This is a genomic window from Promicromonospora noduliphila, assembly GCF_056951025.1.
Map to the genome: position 1 here is coordinate 368,568 of NZ_CM167806.1, position 21,098 is coordinate 389,665.

21 protein-coding genes and 4 tRNA genes are annotated in these 21,098 nt (G+C 70.9%); 11 read left to right on the forward strand and 14 right to left on the reverse strand.

The genetic code is table 11. From position 1 onward, the window contains the following. From AC0QU1_RS01555 to AC0QU1_RS01575, 5 genes are read left to right on the forward strand one after another with little or no spacing between them, the layout of a single operon-like run. Positions 1-753: a DUF2637 domain-containing protein gene (locus AC0QU1_RS01555; protein ID WP_483573908.1), complete on the forward strand. Its 753-nt coding sequence runs from the start codon at positions 1-3 to the stop codon at positions 751-753. Further along, complete coding sequence (locus AC0QU1_RS01560) at positions 750-1,073, forward strand: WhiB family transcriptional regulator (RefSeq protein ID WP_483573909.1); 324 nt, start codon at positions 750-752, stop codon at positions 1,071-1,073. Before AC0QU1_RS01555 ends, AC0QU1_RS01560 begins: the two co-directional genes overlap by 4 nt. Continuing rightward, positions 1,073-2,671, forward strand: a complete 1,599-nt coding sequence (locus tag AC0QU1_RS01565) for a replication initiator (RefSeq protein ID WP_483573910.1) — start codon at positions 1,073-1,075, stop codon at positions 2,669-2,671. Before AC0QU1_RS01560 ends, AC0QU1_RS01565 begins: the two co-directional genes overlap by 1 nt. Positions 2,672-2,684: 13 nt before the next feature. Then, entirely contained in the window at positions 2,685-2,882 is a 198-nt protein-coding gene (locus AC0QU1_RS01570; RefSeq protein ID WP_483573911.1) for a helix-turn-helix domain-containing protein, read from the forward strand. After that, positions 2,879-4,126, forward strand: coding sequence for a site-specific integrase (locus AC0QU1_RS01575; protein ID WP_483573912.1), 1,248 nt, complete (start codon positions 2,879-2,881; stop codon positions 4,124-4,126). Before AC0QU1_RS01570 ends, AC0QU1_RS01575 begins: the two co-directional genes overlap by 4 nt. 103 nt (positions 4,127-4,229) lie before the next feature. On the opposite strand, the gene AC0QU1_RS01580 is transcribed toward AC0QU1_RS01575, so the two are convergent. From AC0QU1_RS01580 to AC0QU1_RS01590, 3 genes are all read right to left on the reverse strand, one after another. Then, positions 4,230-4,302 (reverse strand) — tRNA-Phe (locus tag AC0QU1_RS01580). Between the two features lie 51 nt (positions 4,303-4,353). Next, a tRNA-Asp gene (locus AC0QU1_RS01585) sits at positions 4,354-4,427 on the reverse strand. A gap of 142 nt (positions 4,428-4,569) precedes the next feature. Continuing rightward, positions 4,570-4,642: transfer RNA gene (locus tag AC0QU1_RS01590), tRNA-Glu, on the reverse strand. Positions 4,643-4,844: 202 nt separating this feature from the next. Here AC0QU1_RS01590 and AC0QU1_RS01595 point away from each other — a divergent pair. Beyond that, entirely contained in the window at positions 4,845-5,189 is a 345-nt protein-coding gene (locus AC0QU1_RS01595; RefSeq protein ID WP_483576609.1) for a metallopeptidase family protein, read from the forward strand. A gap of 71 nt (positions 5,190-5,260) precedes the next feature. Here the strand turns inward: AC0QU1_RS01595 and AC0QU1_RS01600 are convergent, their stop codons facing one another. Then, entirely contained in the window at positions 5,261-6,688 is a 1,428-nt protein-coding gene (locus tag AC0QU1_RS01600; protein WP_483573913.1) for a M15 family metallopeptidase, read from the reverse strand. 415 nt (positions 6,689-7,103) lie between these two features. On the opposite strand from AC0QU1_RS01600, the gene AC0QU1_RS01605 reads away from it, so the two are divergent. Then, the gene (locus tag AC0QU1_RS01605) at positions 7,104-7,715 is read left to right on the forward strand and encodes an antibiotic biosynthesis monooxygenase (RefSeq protein WP_483573914.1); all 612 of its coding nucleotides are present in this window, start codon (positions 7,104-7,106) and stop codon (positions 7,713-7,715) included. 6 nt (positions 7,716-7,721) lie between these two features. Here AC0QU1_RS01605 and AC0QU1_RS01610 read toward each other — a convergent pair whose 3' ends face one another. Next, positions 7,722-8,570: a glycerophosphodiester phosphodiesterase gene (locus AC0QU1_RS01610; protein WP_483573915.1), complete on the reverse strand. Its 849-nt coding sequence runs from the start codon at positions 8,568-8,570 to the stop codon at positions 7,722-7,724. A gap of 206 nt (positions 8,571-8,776) precedes the next feature. After that, positions 8,777-10,225, reverse strand: coding sequence for an FAD-binding protein (locus tag AC0QU1_RS01615; protein WP_483573916.1), 1,449 nt, complete (start codon positions 10,223-10,225; stop codon positions 8,777-8,779). Positions 10,226-10,360: 135 nt separating this feature from the next. On the opposite strand from AC0QU1_RS01615, the gene AC0QU1_RS01620 reads away from it, so the two are divergent. After that, entirely contained in the window at positions 10,361-11,014 is a 654-nt protein-coding gene (locus tag AC0QU1_RS01620) for a GntR family transcriptional regulator (protein ID WP_483576610.1), read from the forward strand. 110 nt (positions 11,015-11,124) lie between these two features. Here AC0QU1_RS01620 and AC0QU1_RS01625 read toward each other — a convergent pair whose 3' ends face one another. From AC0QU1_RS01625 to AC0QU1_RS01635, 3 genes are all read right to left on the reverse strand, one after another. Next, the gene (locus AC0QU1_RS01625; RefSeq protein WP_483573917.1) at positions 11,125-11,508 is read right to left on the reverse strand and encodes a hypothetical protein; all 384 of its coding nucleotides are present in this window, start codon (positions 11,506-11,508) and stop codon (positions 11,125-11,127) included. A gap of 71 nt (positions 11,509-11,579) precedes the next feature. Further along, positions 11,580-12,287 (reverse strand): alpha/beta fold hydrolase, encoded by a 708-nt coding sequence (locus tag AC0QU1_RS01630; RefSeq protein WP_483573918.1) that lies wholly within the window; start codon positions 12,285-12,287, stop codon positions 11,580-11,582. A gap of 312 nt (positions 12,288-12,599) precedes the next feature. Further along, positions 12,600-12,672: transfer RNA gene (locus AC0QU1_RS01635), tRNA-Lys, on the reverse strand. A 225-nt stretch (positions 12,673-12,897) separates the two neighbouring features. Between AC0QU1_RS01635 and AC0QU1_RS01640 the strand changes: the two genes are divergently transcribed. Next, positions 12,898-13,182 (forward strand): iron-sulfur cluster biosynthesis family protein, encoded by a 285-nt coding sequence (locus AC0QU1_RS01640; protein WP_483573919.1) that lies wholly within the window; start codon positions 12,898-12,900, stop codon positions 13,180-13,182. Between the two features lie 160 nt (positions 13,183-13,342). On the opposite strand, the gene AC0QU1_RS01645 is transcribed toward AC0QU1_RS01640, so the two are convergent. Beyond that, on the reverse strand, positions 13,343-14,110 hold the full coding sequence (locus tag AC0QU1_RS01645) for a M50 family metallopeptidase (protein WP_483573920.1): 768 nt from the start codon (positions 14,108-14,110) through the stop codon (positions 13,343-13,345). A 187-nt stretch (positions 14,111-14,297) separates the two neighbouring features. Between AC0QU1_RS01645 and AC0QU1_RS01650 the strand changes: the two genes are divergently transcribed. Both AC0QU1_RS01650 and msrB read left to right on the forward strand, forming a co-directional pair. Next, on the forward strand, positions 14,298-15,869 hold the full coding sequence (locus AC0QU1_RS01650) for a DEAD/DEAH box helicase (protein ID WP_483573921.1): 1,572 nt from the start codon (positions 14,298-14,300) through the stop codon (positions 15,867-15,869). Positions 15,870-16,167: 298 nt separating this feature from the next. After that, positions 16,168-16,566, forward strand: a complete 399-nt coding sequence (msrB, locus tag AC0QU1_RS01655) for a peptide-methionine (R)-S-oxide reductase MsrB (RefSeq protein WP_483573922.1) — start codon at positions 16,168-16,170, stop codon at positions 16,564-16,566. 48 nt (positions 16,567-16,614) lie between these two features. Here the strand turns inward: msrB and AC0QU1_RS01660 are convergent, their stop codons facing one another. The 4 genes from AC0QU1_RS01660 to AC0QU1_RS01675 all read right to left on the reverse strand — a co-directional run bounded on the left by AC0QU1_RS01660 (position 16,615) and on the right by AC0QU1_RS01675 (position 21,067). Beyond that, the gene (locus tag AC0QU1_RS01660) at positions 16,615-17,193 is read right to left on the reverse strand and encodes a MarR family winged helix-turn-helix transcriptional regulator (protein WP_483573923.1); all 579 of its coding nucleotides are present in this window, start codon (positions 17,191-17,193) and stop codon (positions 16,615-16,617) included. A gap of 139 nt (positions 17,194-17,332) precedes the next feature. Next, positions 17,333-18,949 carry an MDR family MFS transporter gene (locus tag AC0QU1_RS01665; RefSeq protein WP_483573924.1) on the reverse strand — a complete coding sequence of 539 codons (1,617 nt, stop codon included), beginning with the start codon at positions 18,947-18,949 and terminating at the stop codon, positions 17,333-17,335. Then, positions 18,946-19,449 (reverse strand): MarR family winged helix-turn-helix transcriptional regulator, encoded by a 504-nt coding sequence (locus AC0QU1_RS01670; RefSeq protein WP_483573925.1) that lies wholly within the window; start codon positions 19,447-19,449, stop codon positions 18,946-18,948. Before AC0QU1_RS01670 ends, AC0QU1_RS01665 begins: the two co-directional genes overlap by 4 nt. A gap of 175 nt (positions 19,450-19,624) precedes the next feature. Further along, entirely contained in the window at positions 19,625-21,067 is a 1,443-nt protein-coding gene (locus AC0QU1_RS01675) for a sugar porter family MFS transporter (RefSeq protein WP_483573926.1), read from the reverse strand. Between the last annotated feature and the right edge of the window lie 31 nt (positions 21,068-21,098).

Sequence of the window (21,098 nt, forward strand, 5' to 3'; positions counted from 1 at the left end):
ATGACCCGCACTACCCGCCCTGCTGCTGGGCCGGTGGCCAGGATCGCGGCCGACTCTCGGCCCGTGCTCGTGTTCACCGTGGCGCTGACTGTCGCCGTCGCCCTGGCGTCGTTCGCGCTGTCGTTCTCGTCCCTGCGTGACGCCGCGCTGTGGGGTCGGGTGCCTGAGGCCTTGGCGTTCCTCGTGCCGGTCGTCATCGATGCGAGCGTGCTCGTGTACGGGCTGGTGGCCCTCGTGCTGCGTGCCCGGGGCCGCTCCAGCGCGTGGGCCTGGACCCTGATGTTCCTGTTCACGGTGGTGTCGATCGCCGCCAACGCCGCGCACGCCTACGACGTGCCGCCCGCCGTCAAGGTCCTGGTGGGCGTGGTCCTGGTCGCCCTCGCGCCGCTGTCCGTGCTCACCAGTACGCACGCACTGGCCTCCCTCGTCGTGGCCGCCGACCCGGTACCGGTCCGCAAGCCCACGACCACGAAGCCCAAGACCACGGGCACCCGCAAAGCCCGCCCGGCCGCTCGCAAGGCCCGCCCGGCCGCTCCTGCTGTGGTGGAGGCACCCGCACCCGTTCCAGCCATCGAGCCCCCGCCAGCTCCCGTGCGAGTGCCTGTGGCTCCGCCGGCCGAATCGCCCGCCGCTGCCCCGGTCCCGGTCCTTGGCCCGGTCCGCTCCTCCTCGCGCCGCACGCGCGAGCCGGTCTCGCCCATGGCCATGCAGAGCACGCTGCCCGGCCTGGACCTGCCCGGGGTGACGGCATGAGCACCAACCGCCTGACCGGCGCCCTCTGCTCGACAGACCAGCACCGGGGCCTGCCCTGGACCGACGAGAACCCCTCGGCCGCATCCCGGGCCCGCATGTTCGGCGTCTGCGCCACCTGCCCGGTGGCTGCCGCGTGCGCCCGCGAGGTGGCCACGAAGGAGACCACTGCCGGTTTCTGGGCCGGTGCCGACCGCACCCTGTGGCGCGAGCGGCCCGTGTCCGGCCTGTTCCAAGACCTGCTGACCGGGCTCCCGGTGCAGGGCACCCTGCCCCTCAACCTGCCGGGCCTCGACCCTGATCCTTCGGAGGTGGCTGCCTGATGGTCTCGTTCCGCACCAACCTCGACACCCACACCACCGGTCTCGCCGCCGACGACGCTGCTCGTGCTGCACGGGAGTTGGCGCGGGCTGGTGCTGAGGCCAACGGGGTGTGCACGTCGCCCGTGGTGCGGGCCGTGTTCGACCGTCAGACCGGTGTCACGCACCTGGTACCGATCCCGTGCGGCTCCACGAGGGAGTCCAAGTGCAAGGGCTGCGCCGACAAGGCCCGCCGTCTTCGCATGCACCAATGCCGCGAGGGCTGGCACCGCAACGACGAACCCGACCTACCCCCGGCACCGGCTCCGGCCGAAGAGGACGACGACGAGAAGGACGACGACGCTCCGGCTCCTGAGCGTGCCGTGCGCTCCACCCGCCGTCGTCCCGATGTCCCGGACCTGCCCACCCGGGAGATGACCAGCGGGACCCTGGGGCGCACCTTCACCGACCCCCGGACCGGGCGCACGTTCCGGCCCTCGATGTTCGTCACCCTGACGCTGGGCTCGTATGGGCGGATCACGCCCGGCACCGGGGTCCCCGCCGACCCGGCCCGGTACGACTACCGCACCGCGGCCCTGGACGCGCTGATGTTCTCCCGCGTGGTGGACCGGTTCATGCAGAACCTGCGGCGGTGCGCCGGGTACAACGTCCAATACTTCGCCGCCGTCGAACCACAAAAGCGCCTGGCACCGCACCTGCACGCCGCGATCCGGGGCACCATCCCCCGCGCCATCGTCAAGCAGGTCGCCGCCGCGACCTACTTCGCCGCCTGGTGGCCACCCTGCACCGACGCCGACGTGGTCTACGGGGAGCACGACGACGCCCCGGTCTGGGACGAAGAGTCCGCGAGCTACCTCGACCCGCATACCGGCAAGGCCCTGCCGACGTGGAAGAAAGCCACCTCGCAGCTGCAAGACCCCGCACACGTGGTCCGGCTCGGCAAGCAAGTGGACATCAAGGGCCTGTTGGGTGGCACCACGGACTCTGACCGGGCGGTGCGGTACCTGTGCAAGTACCTCACCAAGTCCATAGCAGGCACCTACGCCGCTGGTGACGACGCCGCCGACAGCGCCGCCCGCGTCGAGTACGACAAGCACATTGACCGGCTCCACGCCCACGTCCGGGTGCTGCCCTGCGGGCCGGACTGCGCGAACTGGCTGCGGTACGGGGTGCAGCCCAAGCACCCCACCCCCGGGATGAAGCCCGGCGGGTGCATGTCCCCGGCGCACGACCGGGAAAACCTCGGCCTCGGCGGTCGCCGTGTCCTGGTCTCCCGGGGGTGGTCGGGCAAGACCCTCACCGAGCACCGTGCCGACCGGGCCTCCGTCGTCCGCCAGGCCCTAGAGGCCGCCGGGATCGAACCCGACGACGCCGACCGGCTCTCGACCACCCAGGAGACCACGGACGGGCATGCCCGGTACGTCTGGCGTGAACCTGAAGCGGGCTCGTTCACCTACACGGCTGTGATCGCCGCGAGCCTGCACGAAACCTTGCGCCGTCGCGAGCAGTACGACGCGGCGAAACAAGTCCTCGGCCTGGTCCCACCCGGGCCACCCGGGCCTGTGGATAACCGTTCGGCAACCGCCACCGTGGCGGCTTGAGGGAGGGGTGGGGATGGAAACGCATGAAGTAGTGGAGCGGCTCGTCTACACGGTGGATGAGGCTGCATCGGCACTGTGCCTCTCGCGCGCAGGCATCTATGAGTTGATCCGATCGGAGCAGGTGCGTTCGATCAAGGTCGGCCGTCGTCGGCTGGTCCCCGTCGACGCCCTGCGCGAGTACATCAATGCTGCGATGGGTGGTGCGGCATGACTGAGGGAGAGCGCACGGCCAAGGTGAAGCTGCCACATGGTGAGGGCACCGTGTTCTGGGATGAGCGGCGTCAACGGTATGTCGCTCAGAAGACGGTCGGCTACGACGGTCGCGGCAAGGCCATTGTGAAGACGGGTATCTCCAAGAAGGAGACGGCTGCCGTCGAGAGCATGCGCAAGAAGGTCAAGGCTTATGAGGCTGGGCTGGTCGCAGGCTCCGACCGTTACACCGTGAAGGACGCGGTGACGGACTGGCTCACCTACGGCCAGGGCAAGACGGGTGATAACACGTGGGAGGGGTACCGGTTCATCTGTGACCGGCACCTGTTGCCAGCGCTCGGCGCACGGAAGTTGAAGGATCTGACGGCGACGGAGGTCGAGAAGTGGCTACACGGTCTCACCGGTGCGCTGGGCCGTTCCAGCCTGAAGCAACTGCACTCGTGCCTGAATCGCTCGGTGAAGCGTGCCTACGCCCGTGGTCTCGCTCCGCGCAATGTGGTCGAACTGGTCGACGTGCCCGAGGGGCGGGAAGGCCGTGCGTCGCGGTCGCTCACGATCGAGCAGGCGGAGGGCGTGCTCACCCTGACGAAGCCGGATCCGATCCACGCGTACATTGTGGTGTCGATCTTGACGGGCCTTCGCACTGAAGAGGTCCGGGCTCTGCGCTGGGACCATGTCGATCTGGACGGCGACCCTGGGGCAGTGCCACCAGTGCCGCCGAGCGTCATGGTCTGGCGGTCGGTCCGGGAGGGCAGTGACACCAAGACGAAGAAATCCCGCCGGACGCTCGCGCTACCTGTGGGCGTGGTTCAGGTGCTCCGACGCCACAGAGAGAAGCAGGCGGCTCGGGTGGCCAAGGCAGGTAAGCGCTGGGACCCGAACGGGCTGGTCTTCGCGACGCAGAACGGAACGGAGATGGATGCTCGGAATGTGGCCCGGGACTTCCGTCGTGCCTTGGCGCTCGTGCCGGGGATCGATCCAAAGGAATGGACTCCACGGGACCTGCGGCACTCGTGTATCTCGGCGTTGTCCGCGTCCGGCGTTCCGATCGAAGAGATTGCCCGCGTGGCTGGGCACAGCGGCACTGCGGTGACGGAACTGGTGTACCGGCATGAACTGCGGCCGGTGATCCAGACGGCGGCAACCGCGATGGATCGCATCTTCGCGTCCGAGGACTTCGCGTCCGGCTGGTACATGGAACCGCTGTTCGGCGCGAACGAACTTCGCCGGGACGATGCTGGGTGAGTGGCGCTGTTCACTAACTGATTTACTAACCGGTCATTTCGTCGCCCTGACCAGAGGAAATGAAAAACCCCCGGACCTCAATGGTTCCGGGGGTTTTTCGCTGTGGCTCCGACCGGCGTCGATCCGGTGACCTTTCGATTTTCAGTCGAACGCTCTACCAACTGAGCTACAGAGCCCTAGCGCGAACGCCCGGATAGTCGAGACCGACAACCCGGGCGCCTCTCGCGCGACCCTGACGGGACTTGAACCCGCGACCTCCGCCGTGACAGGGCGGCGCGCTAACCAACTGCGCTACAGGGCCTTGATCGCTACCCACGACCTGGGGGCTCGCTTCGAACCGTGAGGATCCTAACCCACCGCGGGCCAGAACCTGAAATCAGATTCCTGCACCGCCGTGATGACCTGCCTCACAGCAACCGGCACGGCTCGTACGAGCCCCTTCGTACCCCCAACGGGATTCGAACCCGTGCTACCGCCGTGAAAGGGCGGGGTCCTAGGCCGCTAGACGATGGGGGCTGGGACGCGGCAAGTCTACAGGCGCCCGGGGGTCCCGCCGCACGGTCCACGCGGGGCATCGGCCACAGTCCACGCCGGGCACCGACCACGGCCCGCGCCGGGCATCGACACGGTTCACGCCGGGTCACGAACCACGGTCCACACCGGCCACAGCCGTGCCACGGCCGTGGCGCAGGTCGGGGATGATGGGGCGGTGGTGGAGATGACGCGGGAGGACTTCGAGACGGCCGTCAGCGAGGGGCTGGACCTCGTTCCGCCGGATCTCGCGGCGCAGATGGACAACGTGGTGGTGCTCGTCGAGGACGACGCGCCGGCGCACGATCCCGAGCTGCTGGGCCTCTACGAGGGTGTGCCGCTCACCGAGCGCGACCACATGTGGGCCGCGGGCGCGCTGCCCGACCGCATCACCATCTTCCGCAACCCGACGCTCGCGATCTGCGAGACCCGCGAGGACGTCGTCGAGGAGGTGGCCGTCACCGTGGTGCACGAGATTGCCCACCACTTCGGGATCGACGACGACCGCCTGCACGAGCTGGGCTGGGGATGACGGGAGCCCCGGGCCACGCAGCAAGCGCTGCGTGGCCCGGGGCTCCTCGACCCGCGGGTCAAGCCCGCAGGTCAGTACGACGTGCCGTACTCCCAGTGCCAGGGCTCCGGCTTGGTGCCGCCCGCCTGGGCCCAGCCCGGGAGCTTCCAGCCGTACCTCCCGGCGTTGGCGGCCATCCAGTTGTGCTCGGCGCTGCCGAACGACTCGATGCCGCCGGACAGGTCGACCGCCTGGCCCCAGCCGTGGTTCGACGTGCCGGGCACGGCGGCCAGGCCGCCCCTGCTGGCGGCGACGGCCACCTGCTCCGCGTACGAGCGGTAGCCGTCGGTCACCTCGAGGTTCCGGCCGAATGCTGCTCGGAAGGCGCCGTTCAGGCTCTCGAGCGCGAGCGCGGCGTCGCACCGGAGCTCCTCGCCCGACGTCCAGCTCAGCCCGCACAGCACGCTGGACGGGATCTGGCCGTTGCCGTAGTTCTTCGCGGCCTCCGCCATCGCCCTGGCCTCCGCCGCGCGCTCGGCGGCTTCCTGCCGGGCCTTGGCGGCCGCACGCTCGGCGGCGCGGGCCGCACGGGCGGCCCGCCGCTCCTCGGCGGCCTTCTTGGCCGCGGCGATCTCCTCGGGCGTCGGTCCCGCCTTGACGGACACGACCGCGTCGCCGTCGGTCTTGACGATGAGCCGCCGGAGCGACGTGGTCTCCTTCTCGATGCGTTCGGCCGACGGCGCCGTGGCGGCCGCTGGGGACCGCTCGGCGTCCGAGGCCTGCTCGTCGGCCTCCCGGGCCTCCGCGGTCTCCTCGACCGAGTCGGCGACCGAGTCGGCGAGCGGGGTGTCGAGGACGGGAAGGTCCTCCGCCTCCTGCTCGCTGATCGGGGTGACTCCCGCTGCCGCGCCGGCCAGGTTGGTCGGTGCGGCAGCATCGGCCGTCGCGGCGGGCTCGGTGGCGCTCTCCGCGGTCGCCGTGCGCTCGACGTCGGCCGCTACCGCACGCTCGGCGAGCGACTCGCGGTCGCTGCTGCGGGAGGCTGCGGCGGTCTGGCGCAGCGCGACCGCGGCGGACGCGGACCCGCGCGCCTCCTCCAGCATCGCGCGCAGCTCCTTGGCGGCCGCGCGGAGCCGCTTGCGGTCCTTGACGGTCAGGTCGCCCTCACGCGTCACGTAGTCGGCGTCGGTCAGGACGGCGTCCGCCTTTTCGGCGGCGGACCGCAGCTCCGCGTCGGTGACGAGGGCGCTGCCGATGGCCACGGCCGTTGGCCGTGCGGTCGGCTCGGTGGCCGCCGTGGCGTCCGCCGGGCCGGCGGCGCCGGCGTTCCCGGTGAAGCTGACCGCCGCTGTGGTGGTCAGGGCTACCGAGGTCAGTGCGGCGGCGATCGCGAAGGACGAGCGGCGCACGATCCGGCCGGGCCGGGCGGGGTGTCCGGCCGCGGGGACGGCCGCGTGCGCACCCTGTGCGCCCGGGCGCCGGCTACGACGGGGGACGAGGGTGTGGTTGTCGAGCGTCAAGGACGGTCCAGACACTCGGGGACAGGGACAAGGCACACGGTGCGGTGCGCGACGGGGTTCGGCGTCTGGGGCACGCTGGACTTCCGTTCTGCGGCTGGGCACGGGCGGCACCGTGAGGGACGGTTCCCTCGGGCGGACGGCGACGAGCGCTCCGGCTGCTGTCTGGCCACGGCGCGCGCGACGTGTCGCGGAGTCATGGCAAGTGCCGCGGAGAACCGGGCTCGAAGGCCCAGGGGGTCGGTTCTTCGCGGCAGCGTTCAATATTGAACGACCGTCCAAGAGTTATGTAACCCCCTGTGCGGAGGCATGCCTCACAAAAACTGGGCAGAGGCGGTGGCGCAGACGTGAAGGGGGGACAACCCGGGGTGTGCGCGCTCACATTGAGGGGTGCGGGGCCATGGGTGAGACTTCGGGCATGGCCCATCACGACCAGGCCGCGAACGGGTCCGTGCCCACCCCCGCCGGACAACCCGTGACCGTGTCCATCCACCGCATCGTCAGTCCCGACCACGTCCCGGAGGTCACCCGCTGGGTGCAGTCGGGCGTCAACCTCGCGAACCGCTGGGACGGCTTTCTCGGCTCGGGCTGGATCCGGGCCGCCGAGGGGTCACGGGACTGGCACATGCTCTACCGCTTCGCCGACGCCGACCGGCTCGCCGCCTGGGAGCAGTCCGCCGAGCGCCGCGAGTGGCTCGCGCAGGGGACGGGGCTGGTCGAGGAGCTGCGCTACCAGCAGCGCACGGGCATCGAGGGCTGGTTCGACGATCCGGCGCGCACCGACGAGCCCGCCGACGTCGCCGCCGTCGTCGTGCCGCCGCGCTGGAAGCAGGCCACGAGCATCTGGCTCGGGTTCTTCCCGGTGAACCTGCTGTTCACGGCCCTGTTCACCTACCTGGTGCCCGGCTGGGACGATGTGCCGCTCGTGCTGCGGGTGCTGGTCTCGACGCTGATCCTGACGCCGATCATGGCGTACTGGGTGCTGCCGTGGGTGACCCGTCGTCTGCACGGCTGGCTGCACCGGGCATAGCGGCCGTCAGACGCGGCCAGCGGCCACGCGCTGGACCTGCGGGTGCCGCGGTCGCCGCAGCCGGATGCCGCCCCGGCCCGGAACCGGCTGGGCCGCGGCGTGCTCGGCCCGGCCGTCGAGCCATCCCGCGAGCCGCTCCGGCCGGTCGGTGATGACGGCGTCGACGCCCACGCCGCCGTCGGCGGTCACGAGGGTGGTCCAGGCGGCCGGGTCGTTCGCCGTCCACGACATGACCTGCAGGCCCGCGGCGTGCAGGCGGGACACGAGCCGCGGACTGGCCGCGACCGTCGAGACGGACGGGTTGCAGGCGACGACGCGGAGCCGCTCGCACAGGCGCAGCAGGCCGGGCGGGTCGAACGAGACGAGCAGGCCGCCGCGCAGGTGCGGTGCGACGTCGCGCACCGTGGCGACCGTGCCCGGCCAGAAGCTCTGCACCAGGACGCGGTGGTCGAAGCCGGCGGCGGCGATCGTCGCGGCCACGCGCTCGACCTGTTCCGAGTTCCACGAGCCCTTGAGCTCGAGCAGCAGGTCGGTGTCGGGGTGCCGCGCCAGCACGCCCAGCACGTCGTCGAGCGTGGGGACACGCTGCCCGGAGAACGCGGGGGCGAAGCTGGATCCGGCGTCGAGCCCGAGGACCTCGGCCGAGGTGAGGGAGGAGACCTTGCCGGTGCCGTTGGTGGTGGCGTCGACGGTGTCGTCGTGGATCACGGCGCCCACGCCGTCGGCGGTGGGCTGGAGATCGATCTCTACGGCGTCCGCGCCCGCGCGACACGCGGCCTCGACGGCGGCGAGCGTGTTCTGCGGGGCTACCGCGGAGTACCCGCGGTGGGCGACGACTGCGGGACGAGCGGCCATGCTGACCTCCGGTTCTGCGGCTTCTGTCGCCACGCTAAGCCGCCGTCGGAGCCCTTCCCAGGGTCGTGGTGCGAGTTCGGGGAGAGTTCCAGGACAGTTCACCGGGCGGCCCCGGAGGCGCCGTGTCGGCCACCCGGGCGAAACCCGCCGGATGCGCAGTTCTCCTGAGCAGGTGTGTGCGGCGGTTCGGCCTGCCGCCGGGGGCCTCACGGAGCAGGAGAAACCCTGCTGACCTCCTCGAAGATCCCCTGGCCCGGCGTGAGCACCCGGCGCGGGTCGTAGCGGTTCTTGGCTCGCAGCACGGCCGGCCAGCGGTCCCCGTAGTGGGCGCGCCAGTCGGCGGGGCTGAGGTGCAGGGCGTTGACCGGGTACTGGGTGCCGCCCGCCGCGAGCACCCTGGCGTACAGCGCGTCGTTCTCGGCAATCAGGCGCTCGGCCTCCGCGTCGTCGGGCGGACTGACCGCGCGCAGCAGCGCGAGGAGGAAGAAGACGTCGCCGTCCGGGACGATCACCTGGGGCCGCGTGATCAGCCCGCTGGTGACCGGGTAGAGCAGGGCGACGCCGCCCGCGTCGGTCGGGGTGAGCGTGGTCAGGAGCTCGGTGACGATCTCGTCGGTCGCGGCGTCCGGGAGGAGCACGTTGAGCCAGGGCCCGGGCAGGCGGAGCGCCTCGATCTGCTCGACGGTCTCGTAGATGCGGTTCAGCCACTCGAAGTAGGGGACGTCGACGACGTCGACGCCGGCGGGGTCGAGCCCGGTCAGCATGGTCTCGTCGTCGGGCGGCACGGCGGTGAACCATGCCCCGCCCTCCAGGACGAACGTGAAGTCGTCGTCGTCCGTGGGGACGAGCTGGCCCTCCAGGTAGTCGAACCGGCCGTCGGCCAGGGCGGTGCGCTGGGCCGCGGTCAGGTCGGTGACCCGCGGATACGTCAGCGTGTAGACGCGCGCCGTCGTGGGAGCGGGCACGAGCCGCACCGTGGCGCGCACGATGACGGCGAACTGGCCCAGCCCGCCGAGCACGGCCTCGAACAGGTCCGGCTCGTGGTCGGCGGAGCAGGTGACGAGCCGGCCCTCGCCCGTGACCACCTCCAGCTCCAGCGTGTTGTCGACGAGCAGCCCGAAGTGCTGCGAGGCGCCGCCGATCCCGCCCACGCAGAGCGTCCCGCCCACCGAGAGGCCCAGGTAGTCCGTGCTGACGGGCGGCGCGACGCCGTCGGCCAGGGTGGTGCGGACCAGGTCGAGCCACTGGACCCCGGCGTCGACGACTGCCCGGTCGGGCGCGATCCGGTGGATGGTGGCCAGGGTGCGCGAGTCGATCACGACGCCGCAGTCGGCCTGCGCCTGGCCGTAGGTCGAATGGCCCTGGCCGCGTACGACCACCGTGATCCGGTGCTCGTTCGCGAACCGTACGACGGCGACGACGTCGTCGACCGAACCGGGCCGCAGCACCGCTCGCGGGCGGTGCCGGACCAGGTGCCCGTAGTCGGTGGCGGCCAGGGTGAGCGCCTCGTCGGAGGTGACGAGCTCACCGTCGAGGTGGGGGAGCTGAATCGCTGTGGAGTTCTCGGGGAGGCTGGTGAGCCAGCGCGAGGTCACGGGATCGAATGCGACGACGGCGGCGCCGGCCAGAAACGTACGGCGGTCGAGCTGTGCCATGTGAGCCCCTAGCGTTCGGGTGGGCGACCACGGTACCGGTCGGAGCGCGCTCGGGGTGGGGACGTTTTCGGTGGATGTGGCGTGGGCACCGGCGGAGGGAGTTGCAACCTGCGCCGGCGGCGCGCAATATATTGCATGCCCATCCCCCAAGACGCCCAGTCGATCGGTCGGCGTCTCCTGCGCGACGACGTCTACCACCGGCTCCGCGACGCCATCGTCGACGGCACCTTGGTGCCGGGTGAGCAGTTGCGGGACGCTGAGCTGGCGACCTGGCTCGGGGTCAGCCGGACCCCGATCCGTGAAGCACTGCTGCGCCTGGCAGAAGCAGGCCTGGTCTCGGCCCTCCCCGGGCGCTCCACGACGGTGAGCTCCCTGGACGCGCGCGACATCCGGGAGGCTCGAGATGTCGTCGCGGCCATGCACCAACTGGCCGTTCGCGAAGCCGTCGGCAATCTCACCGACGCCGACCTGGACACGATGCGCGAGGCCAACGCCCGATTCCGCGCCGCGATCGAGGAAGGCGACATCGAAGCGGCGCTGCGCGCGGACGACGACCTGCACAACGTTCCCGTGGCCGTGGCATCGAACCAGGCGCTGTCGACAGTTCTCGACCAGTTCACCCCCGTACTACGGAGGGCAGAACGCCTCCGGTTCTCCTCGCTGGGCGGGCAGGATTCAGTGGCGCGGCACGACGAACTCATCCGGCTGTGTGCACTCGGTGACGCGGACCGTGCCGCCGAGATCGCGTTCGGCACCTGGAACACGCTGTCGGCCGTCAGCGAGGAGTGATCGCGAGACGTGCTGCGCGCGACCGGTACCGGTGCGGCTGACACTGCACGCCGCCGGCGTGCGTCGCACTCAGCTCCGCCCGCTCGCGATGCCCGGCCGGGTCGATCGGCTCACCGTTGCGGAGTGTTCGGACGCCGACGGTGCAGCGCGAACTGCTCGGGGAAGGTCCAGTTGAAGCGGACGGCGGCCAGGCGCACGAGGGAGGTCGTCACTACGCAAGCGACTCCCGCGATCGGGATGGGCGTGCCGAGTTCGGCGAGGAGGATGAACACTCCGGTGCCGGCACCCGCAGCGACGGCGTAGAGGGTGCCCACGTGCAGGACGGAGAACGGCAGGCTCAGGATGACGTCGCGAGCATCCCGCCGCCGATGGCTCCGATGACGCCGACCATCAGTGCCCCTGACGCCCGCGGCGAAGAGCGCTCCTTGCAGGCCGCCGAGTCCTGCGGCCAGGAGCTCGACCCAGAGCGTCACCTGGAACGGGGTGATCGGCATGTGTTCTCTCCGGGGCTGAGCCGGCGCGCGACCAGCGCGCGCCGGCTCCAGGCAGGTAGCGGATCAGCGGCTCACCGACCGGTGCGCGAGGCGCCCTTCGCGGCGTCGTCGATGGTGTCGGAGACGACGCCGGCCTGCGTCATGAAGAGGGCGTGGCTGGCGGACACGTTGGTGATCTTCGCGCCGCTCCGCGTCGCCATGTGCTGCAGCATGGCCTGGTCGAACGACCTGTCCTCCGTGGCGATGACGGCCCAGGTGGGCTTGTCACGCCAGGCCGCGTTCTTGACCGGCGTGTCGAAGACCGACATGTTGATCGGGACCTGCGTGTCACGCAGGAAGGCGGCGTCCGCGTCGCTGGCATCGTGGGCGAATCCGGCCTTGAACTTGTCGTGGTTGAGGAACCCGTATCCGTCGTCGACGACGTCGATGACGAAGTCCGGCGTCTCCGCGAAGCCCTCGTACTGCTGACCCGTCGTCTCGCCGGCGTCAGGTGCCAGAGCGGAGACGTAGACCAGGCCGGCCACGTTCGGGTGGACACCGGCTTCGGTGATGACCGTGCCGCCCCAGGAGTGGCCGACGAGAATCGTCGGGCCGTCCTGCTGATTCAGAATCCGAGTGGTCGCCGCGACGTCGTCCTCCAGCGAGGTGAGCGGGTTCTGCACGATCGTCACCCTGTAGCCGCGCGCCGTCAGGTTGTCGTACACACCACGCCATCCCGAGCCGTCAGCGAATGCGCCGTGCACCAGCACGACGTTCTTGATCTCCTGGTCGCTGCTCATGATCTGGTTCTCCTTCCCGCACCGGGTCTTTTCCGCCCGGATCCTGTGCAGAGCTCGGCGGTCGCCATAGCGATGTCCAATATATTGCATGCAGAACGCGCGGACCAGGCTCCATCAGATCTCGGGACACAGGTAGCTGCCGCCGTTGTACGGGCTTGGGCGACCGGCACGGCATCGGTTGTTCGTCGCTTTCAGGCGTTCCAGAAGGGGGACGCATGACAGACGGAGCAGGCGCGGTACGAGACCGTGCGCGCTGGAGTGGCCACAGCGACGAGGCTCAGGGCGATCGGTCACACCGGTGCCGATCGAAGGTGGGCCCCCCGGGGATCGAACCCGGAACCCGCTGATTAAAAGTCAGCTGCTCTGCCAATTGAGCTAGAGGCCCCGCGTGACCCGGATATCCGGGCCGCGCGAGTAGAAAGCCTACCGGTCGGGGACTTGTCCGGTGTGCGGGCCTTCCGAGCGGGGCACCCTATGACTTCCGATGGCGGCTGTCACGCGCTGTCCCACCCAGTGGGAGATATGGGACCAAACGCGTCTCACGCTTGCGGTGAGCGGGCGGTCTTGGTTCGGTGGACGGGACCGCGAGAACCAATGTGAGGAGCTCATCGTGCTCACCGTGACCGAAAACGCCCGTACGGCTGTCCAGGACCTCGCTCAGCAGGCTGGAGTGCCGGTCCAGGGCGGGCTGCGCATCGCGCAGGCCTCCGGCCAGCCGGGAAACTTCGAGCTCGCGCTGGTCCCGGCGCCGCAGCCCGACGACCAGGTCGTCGACTCCTCCGGTACCACCAACGTGTTCGTCGAGGCCCAGGCCGCCCCCGCTCTGGAGACGCTGACTCTCGACACCGACCCCCGCGCCGAGGGCCCCGGGTTCGTGCTCACGCCCACGGCGTGACCCTCCGGCGTCCCTGACCGGGCGTCGCACCACCGGCGAGCCCCCGGGACACTGCCTGCCAGGCGGGATCCCGGGGGCTCGTTGTTGCCCAGGCAGTCCTGGGCAGGCCTGTCGCCCGGCAGGTCCCTAGCTCGGCCAGGCCCCGCCTGCCGGGCCGGCCCTAGAGCGCCACCCCGAGGATCCACGACCCGCCCAGCGCCAGCGCACCCAGGGTGACCAGCAGGAACATCGCCACCCAGAAGAAGCCGCCGACTCCGGTCAGGCGCGCGAGCATGTCGGCGTCGGACGTCCTGGCGTGGCCGCGGGAGCGCTGCACCTGCAGCTCGAACACGGGGCGCACGGCGCCGAGCAGCAGGAACCAGGTCACCGCGTAGGCGACGGCGCTCTGCACCTCCGGTTCGAGGAACCACGTGACGAAGACGAGCGCGGTACCGCTCACCAGGATCGACCAGAGCCCGAACCAGTTGCGGATCTGCAGGAGCAGCAGCGCGAGCAGCGCAACGAGCAGCCACAGCAGGCCGACGGCGTAGCCGAGCCTGAGCAGCCACGCGGCACCGAGGCCGATGAGCCCGGGCCCCACGTACCCGGCGAACGCCGTGATGATCATGCCTGGCCCGCGTGGCTTGCCGCGCGACACGGTCAGGCCGGAGGTGTCGGAGTGCAGCCGGATGCCCTCGAGCTTGCGCCCCGTGAGCAGGGCGCCCAGGCCGTGCGACGCTTCGTGGGCGATGGTGATGACGTGCCGCGTCGTGTGCCACAGGGGCCGGAAGAGCACCACGACCAGTGCGATCGCGGCCATGCCGAGCACCAGCAGGTTCGACGGCGGGTCGACCGGCGTGACCGCATTGGTCCAGATGGTGCCGAGCACGTCGCCGATGGTGGCGAACGGCCCGGCCGAGCTGGTCGTCGCGGAAATCATGCGCCACATAGAACCACACCGGACGTGACGTGCGCCGCAGCCGGCGGCCCGGCGGACGTGAGAGACTAACCAGCCGTGGGCCGCTCCAGCGGCCCGACGTCGTGGCCCGGCCCGGGTTGGCATCCCAGCCGCCGGTGTGAGCACGGCGGACCACCGGCGCGGGACGCGCCGCCACCGAGCCCGAGAGGCCCATCCCTTGACCACGTTTGCCGACCTCGGTCTGCCCGCGCCCGTCGTGCGCGTTCTGACGGACCGCGGCATCACCACGCCGTTCCCCATCCAGACGGCATCCCTGCCGGACTCCCTCGCCGGCCGCGACGTGCTCGGCCGCGGCCGCACCGGCTCGGGCAAGACCCTGGCCTTCGCACTGCCGGTCGTGACCCGCCTCGCGAAGTCCGCCGCGCGCTCGGCCGCGGCGGGACAGCCCCGCCGCGTGGCCGGACGGCCTCGTGCGCTGGTGCTGGCCCCCACGCGTGAGCTCGCCAACCAGATCGACGAGACGGTGGCGCCGCTCGCGCAGGCGCTCGGCCTGAAGACCACCACGATCTTCGGCGGCGTGGCGCAGTCGCGCCAGGTCACCGCGCTGAACGAGGGCGTGGACATCGTCATCGCCTGCCCCGGCCGGCTCGAGGACCTGCTCGGCCAGCGGCACCTCACCCTCGACGACGTCGAGATCACCGTGCTCGACGAGGCCGACCACATGGCCGACCTCGGGTTCCTGCCCGGCGTGAAGCGCATCCTCGACAAGACCGGCGCGCGCACCCAGCGCCTGCTGTTCTCGGCCACGCTCGACAACGGCGTGGACGTGCTGGTCAAGCGCTACCTGCACCAGCCCGTCACGCACTCCGTGGACGAGGCCGCCGCGCCGCCCCCGCAGATGACGCACCACATCCTCGGCGTCGCCGACAAGGAGGCGAAGAAGAGCGTGGTGCACCAGCTCGCGCAGGGCACCGGCCGCCGCGTCCTGTTCACGCGGACCAAGCACCAGGCCAAGAAGCTCGCCAAGCAGCTCACGGCGGCGGGTGTGCCCGCCGTCGACCTGCACGGCAACCTCGGCCAGGGCGCGCGCGAGCGCAACCTCGCCGCGTTCTCGTCGGGCGCCGTCAAGGTGCTGGTGGCGACGGACATCGCCGCCCGCGGCATCCACGTGGACGACGTCGAGCTCGTGGTGCACGTGGACCCGCCCGCCGAGCACAAGGCGTACCTGCACCGCTCCGGCCGGACGGCGCGCGCCGGCTCCGGCGGCGACGTCGTGACCATCATGCTGCCCGAGGAGCGCGGGGACGTCCGCGACCTGACCCGCAAGGCGAAGATCACCGCCCGCCCGCAGGACGTCGCCCCCGGCGACGCCACGGTGACCGGTTTGGTCGGCGAGGTGGCGCCGTACGTGGAGTACGTGCCGCCGGCCCCGCCGCAGCAGGGCCGCCAGGGGCAGGCCCGGAAGCAGGGCGGTCGCTCGCGGTCCGGTCGGGGCGACGGCGGCCGTGGTACCGGGCCGAGCAACGGCGGCCGGGGCAATGGCGGGCAGGGCGGTCGGCAGGCCGGCGCCCAGCCGGGTCAGGCCGGCGGTCAGGGCCAGCCGCGCGGACAGGTCCGCGGTCAGGCCGGCGGTCAGGGTCCGGCGCAGCGCGGGGTCGCGCGTCCGGCGTCCAGCACCGGCCGTCCCGGCGACCAGGGGCCGACGGCGGACGGCGCACCGCGCCGGCGTCGTCGGCGGGGTGGCCGGGGACGCGGCGCGGGCAGCGCGAACGCTCCTGCCGCGAGCTGAAACTCCTAGTAGCGGCGTGAACGCTCCTTTCGTGAGCTGAGCCCGAGCGCGAACGTTCGTGCTGCGAGCTGAGCCCCGAGCGCGAACGTTACTGCTGCGAACTGGGCCACAAGCGCGAACGCTCCTGCTGCGAGCTGAGCCCCGGCGTCGGAAGCGGGGGCCGAGCTCGGCGCCGGAACACGGAGGACTCCGCGAGCGATCGCAGGGTCCTCCGTGTTCCGTGAGAACGGTCTTACGTGTTCGTAAGAAGTGGAACACCGGTGCCCGGCCGCAAGTTGCTCTGTGCGGAGGTGTTGAGATGACGTACAAGATCTCGCGGACCGACCAGGAGTGGCGCGAGCGGCTGTCGACCCAGGAGTACGCGGTGCTGCGCCAGGCGGGTACTGAGCGGGCGTGGACGGGTGAGCTGCTCGACGAGGAGCGCACCGGCGTCTACCGCTGTCGCGCGTGCGACGCCGAGCTGTTCCGGTCGGAGACCAAGTTCGACTCGCACTGCGGGTGGCCGTCGTTCTACAGCCCGCTGGCGGGTGACGCCGTCGAGCTGATCGAGGACCGGTCGCTCGGCATGGTGCGCACGGAGGTGCGCTGCGCGACCTGCGGGTCCCACCTGGGGCACGTGTTCGACGACGCGCCGCAGACGCCGACGGGCGACCGGTTCTGCATGAACTCGGTGAGCCTCACGTTCGAGGAGCGCTGAGGCCGGGTCCGCTGGCGCCCGTCCGCTGACTGGAGAGGCAGGGCGGGCTCAGCGCCCGCTCTGCTTCCAGGCCACGATGTCCGCCGAGTAGCGGTTGAGGAGCTGGGCGAGCCGGGCGACGTCGTCGGTCTTCCAGCTCGCGAGCGCTCCCTGCAGCATGGCGACCCGGCTGGTCCGCGCCCGCTCGAAGCGGGCGCTGCCGTCGGGCGTCAGGGTGATGCGCTGACCACGGCTGTCGTCGGGGTCGACCGTGCGCTCGACCAGCCCCAGCTCGACCAGGCGGCTGAGCTGCCGCGACACGGTCGCCCGCCCGACGCCGAAGAACGTGGCGAGGTCCGAGCCGCGTGTGCCCGGCCGCTCCGCGATGTGCGCCAGCAGCGGGTACGCGCTGGCGTCGAGCTCCGGGTGGACCCGCCGGGCGATCGATGCCCCGTTGGACTGCGCGCGGCGGATCACCAGCCGGACCTCACGTTCCAGGCCCTCGAACGGTCCGGGGTCCGTACCGCCGTCGTCGGCCGTTCGGTGGCCGGCCGCCTCGTGACCGAGGGTCTCGTCGCCGACGCCGTTGTCGGCGACGAGACCGTCCTCGGACGTGTCGGTGCTGGGCCTGCCTCTACTCGCGAGCATGCGCCCATGATGACGCCTGATGCGCCCGCATCACACCCCTGCCCCCCGAAATCCCCCTGGCTAGTCGCTGAGATCTGGTGTTCGCGGCGAGATCTGGTGGCGCACCACCAGATCTCGCCGCGAACACCAGATCTCAAGGTCAGCCCTGGGCCCGGTCGAGGTCCTTGAGCTGGTCTATGCCCGAGCGGTGGCCCAGCGGGACCTCCTTGATGAGGGACACGCAGAGCAGCGCGATCAGGGCGAGCGGGACGGCGGCGAGGAAGATGTCCGCGATGCCGTTCGCGTACGCCTTCTCGACCACCTCGACCAGGACGGGCGGGAGCGTCGAGAGGTCGGGCAGCGTGCCGCCGCCGGACTGCAGCGCCGTCGGGTCGATCCCCTGCTTCGCGAGCTGCGGGGCGATCTGCGTGATGCCGTCGCGCAGGTTGTTCTGCACGCTGTGCCCGAGGATCGCCCCGAGCGCGGAGACGCCGATCGCGCCGCCGAGGGACCGGAAGAACGTCACGGTGGACGTGCCGCTGCCGGAGTCCTTGATGTGCAGCGTGTTCTGCGTCGCCAGCACCATGTTCTGCATCAGCAGGCCGACGCCGGCGCCCAGGACGAACAGGTAGACCGACACCAGCACGAACGACGTGTGGTAGTCGAGTGTCGACAGGAGCAGCAGGCCGGCCGTCAGGAGCACGCCGCCGACGACCATGTACGGCTTGTACCTGCCGGTCCGGGAGATGAGCTGTCCGCCGACCGTCGACGACAGGAACAGGCCGACGACCATCGGGATGGTGTACAGCCCGGACTCCGTCGGCGTCATGCCGCGCGAGAGCTGCATGTACTGGCTGAGGAACACCGACGAGCCGAACATCGCGACGCCCACGGCGACCGAACCCACGACGGCGAGCACCAGCGTCCGGTTCTGGAACAGGTACATCGGGATGAGCGGGTTCTCCACGCGCAGCTCGACGAGCACGGCGGCCACCAGGAGCGCGAGGGAGCCGGCGACCATGGCCGCCGTCTGCCAGGAGAGCCAGTCGTACTCCGTACCCGCGAACGTGACCCACAGCAGCAGGGTCGCGATGCCCGCCGCGATCAGGGTGGCACCGACGACGTCGATCCTCGCGGAACCGCGCGGCCGCTTGGGCAGCCTGAGCGTGAGCTGCAGCACGATGATCGAGGCCACCGCGAACGGCAGGCCCACGAAGAAGTTCCAGCGCCAGCTGATGGCGTCCGTGAGGAAGCCACCGAGGATCGGGCCGCCGACCATGCCGATGCCCATGATCGAGCCCATGAGCCCCATGTACCGGCCGCGCTGGCGCGGGCTGATGATGTCGGCGATGAGCACGGCGGCGAGGGACTGCAGGCCGCCCGCGCCGATGCCCTGGAAGGCGCGGAACGTGATGAGCTGGCCGACGTCCTGCGCGAAGCCCGCGGCCGCGGCGGACAGCACCGAGATGATCAGGGCGATCTGGATCAGCGTCTTGCGGTTGGTGAGGTCGGCGAGCTTGCCCCAGATCGGGGTGGAGATCGTCGAGGTCAGCAGGGTCGCCGTCACCACCCAGGTGAAGGACGACTGCCCGCCCTCGAGGTCGGTGATGATCTTCGGCAGGGACGAGGAGACCACCGACATGGCGAGGACCGAGACGAACATGCCGAGGAGGATCCCGGACAGCGCCCGGAGGACCTCGCTGTGCGTCATGGCGGGCGGTTCGCCCTGGAGGTGGTCGGGTTCGACCTCCACGGACGGGGTGCTGGTACTGGTCATGCGTACTCCTGCTGGTTCTGGGGCGATCTCCGGTGCGTGGTGTACGCACTGATGCTCTCGACGAGGCGGTCCAGCGTGCTGGTCGCCTCGGCGAGGTCCTCGGGCGACCAGGCGGCGAACGCCTGGTCGATCACGTTCGTGTACTGCTCCGCGGCCTCGGCAGCGAGCACGCGCCCGGCGTCCGTCAGCTCGACGGTACGGACCCGCCGGTCCTCCGGGTCGACGGTCCGGACGACGTACCCGCCGTCGGCCAGGGTGCTGACCTGGCGGCTCGCGACCGAGAGGTCGACGCGCAGCCGCGCCGCGACGTCGGTCAGGGAGACCGGGCCGCACCTGACGAGGATGCGCAGCACCGCCATGCCGGCCCTGGGCCAGCCGCGGTCGTGTGCGACGCGCGCCGCCGCCTCGCGCTGGGCGCGCGAGAGGTTCTCGAGCGCGGAGATCAGGGCGACGGCCGGAACTTCGGTGCCGGACGGCGTCCGGCTCGCCTGGGTGGACATGGCGCCTCGTGCTTGCCTTGCGTTGCCTGGGACGGGCTGCTTGGTTGCCCGCTCTAATTGCTTAAGGCAACTATATCTCGATGGTTGCCCTGTGCAAGGGTTTCTCCGGGAAACGTTTCGAGAACGGGGTGTGACCTGCGCGACAACGCGCGTGCGCCGGAGTCAGGCGCCGGCGTCAGGCGCTGGCGCGGGACGCCTCGCCCATGTCCTCGAGCTCCACGCCCTTGGTCTCGGGCACCCTGGTGAACACGAAGAAGAAGCTGAGCGCCGCGAAGGCCGCGTACATGAGGTACGGCACGCTCGCACCGAAGGTGGACAGCAGCGGCGGGAACGTCATGGTGATCACGAAGTTGGCGACCCACTGCATCGCGGCCGCGACGCCGAGGGCCGCTGCGCGGATGCGGTTGGGGAACATCTCGCCGAGCAGCACCCAGACGAGCGGGCCCCACGAGGCACCGAAGAAGACGACGAACGCGTTGGCGCAGACCAGAGCGATCACGCCCCACGGGCCGGCGAGCGAGATGTCGCTGCCGGAGCCGGTGGCCTGCGTGAAGGCGAGGGCCATGAGGCCGAGCGAGACGGTCATCCCGGCGGAACCGATGAGCAGCAGCGGGCGGCGGCCCACCTTGTCGATGAGCGCTATCGCGATGAACGTGACCGCGACGTTCGTGACCGAGGTGATGGTGGAGACCAGGAACGCCTGGCTCTCGTCGAACCCGACGGCCTGCCACAGCGTGGTCGAGTAGTAGAAGATCACGTTGATGCCGACGAACTGCTGGAAGACCGACAGCAGGATGCCCACCCAGACGATCGGCTTGAGGCCCAGCGTGCCGCCGCGGAGCGAGCCGCGGGCGGCGTTGGCCTCGTCGACGGCGATGCTGCGGTGGATCTGGGCCAGGCGGTCGTCGATGTCCTCCTCCGGGCCGAGCACGCTGGCCAGGACGGTGCGCGCGTCGTCGTCGCGCCCCAGGGCGGCGAGGTAGCGGGGCGACTCGGGGATGCTCAGGGCGAGGAGGCCGTACACGGCGGCAGGGACGACGGCCACCAGGAACATCCAGCGCCAGGCCTCCCAGCCGAACCACAGCACGTTGGCGGCGCCGCCGGCCGACTCGGCCAGGAGCTGGTCCGAGAGCAGCGCGGCGAAGATGCCGATGGTGATCGCGAGCTGCTGCAGCGAGCCGAGGCGGCCGCGCATCGCGGCGGGCGCGATCTCCGCGATGTAGGCGGGTGCGATCACCGAGGCGATGCCGATGCCCACGCCCGCCATGAAGCGCCAGACGGCGAGGTCCCACGCGGTGAACGCGATGGCGGACAGGATCGAGGACACGAAGAACAGGACGGCGCCGAGCACCATGACGTTGGTGCGGCCCCAGCGGTCGGCCAGCCGCCCGCCGGCCCACGCGCCGAGCGCGCACCCGAGCAGCGCGATGGCGACGACGAGGCCGGTGACGGACGGGTCGAGCGAGAACTGGCCTTCGATGGCGTTGACCGCCCCGTTGATCACCGAGCTGTCGAAGCCGAACAGGAAGCCGCCCACCGCCGCGGCGAAGGCGAGGGCCGTCGCCTTGCGGTGGGCCGAGCGGGCGTCGGCGGCCGAGGCGGGTGAATTCGGGCTCATAGGCCGATGCTAAGTCGGCCGTGGTGGTGGT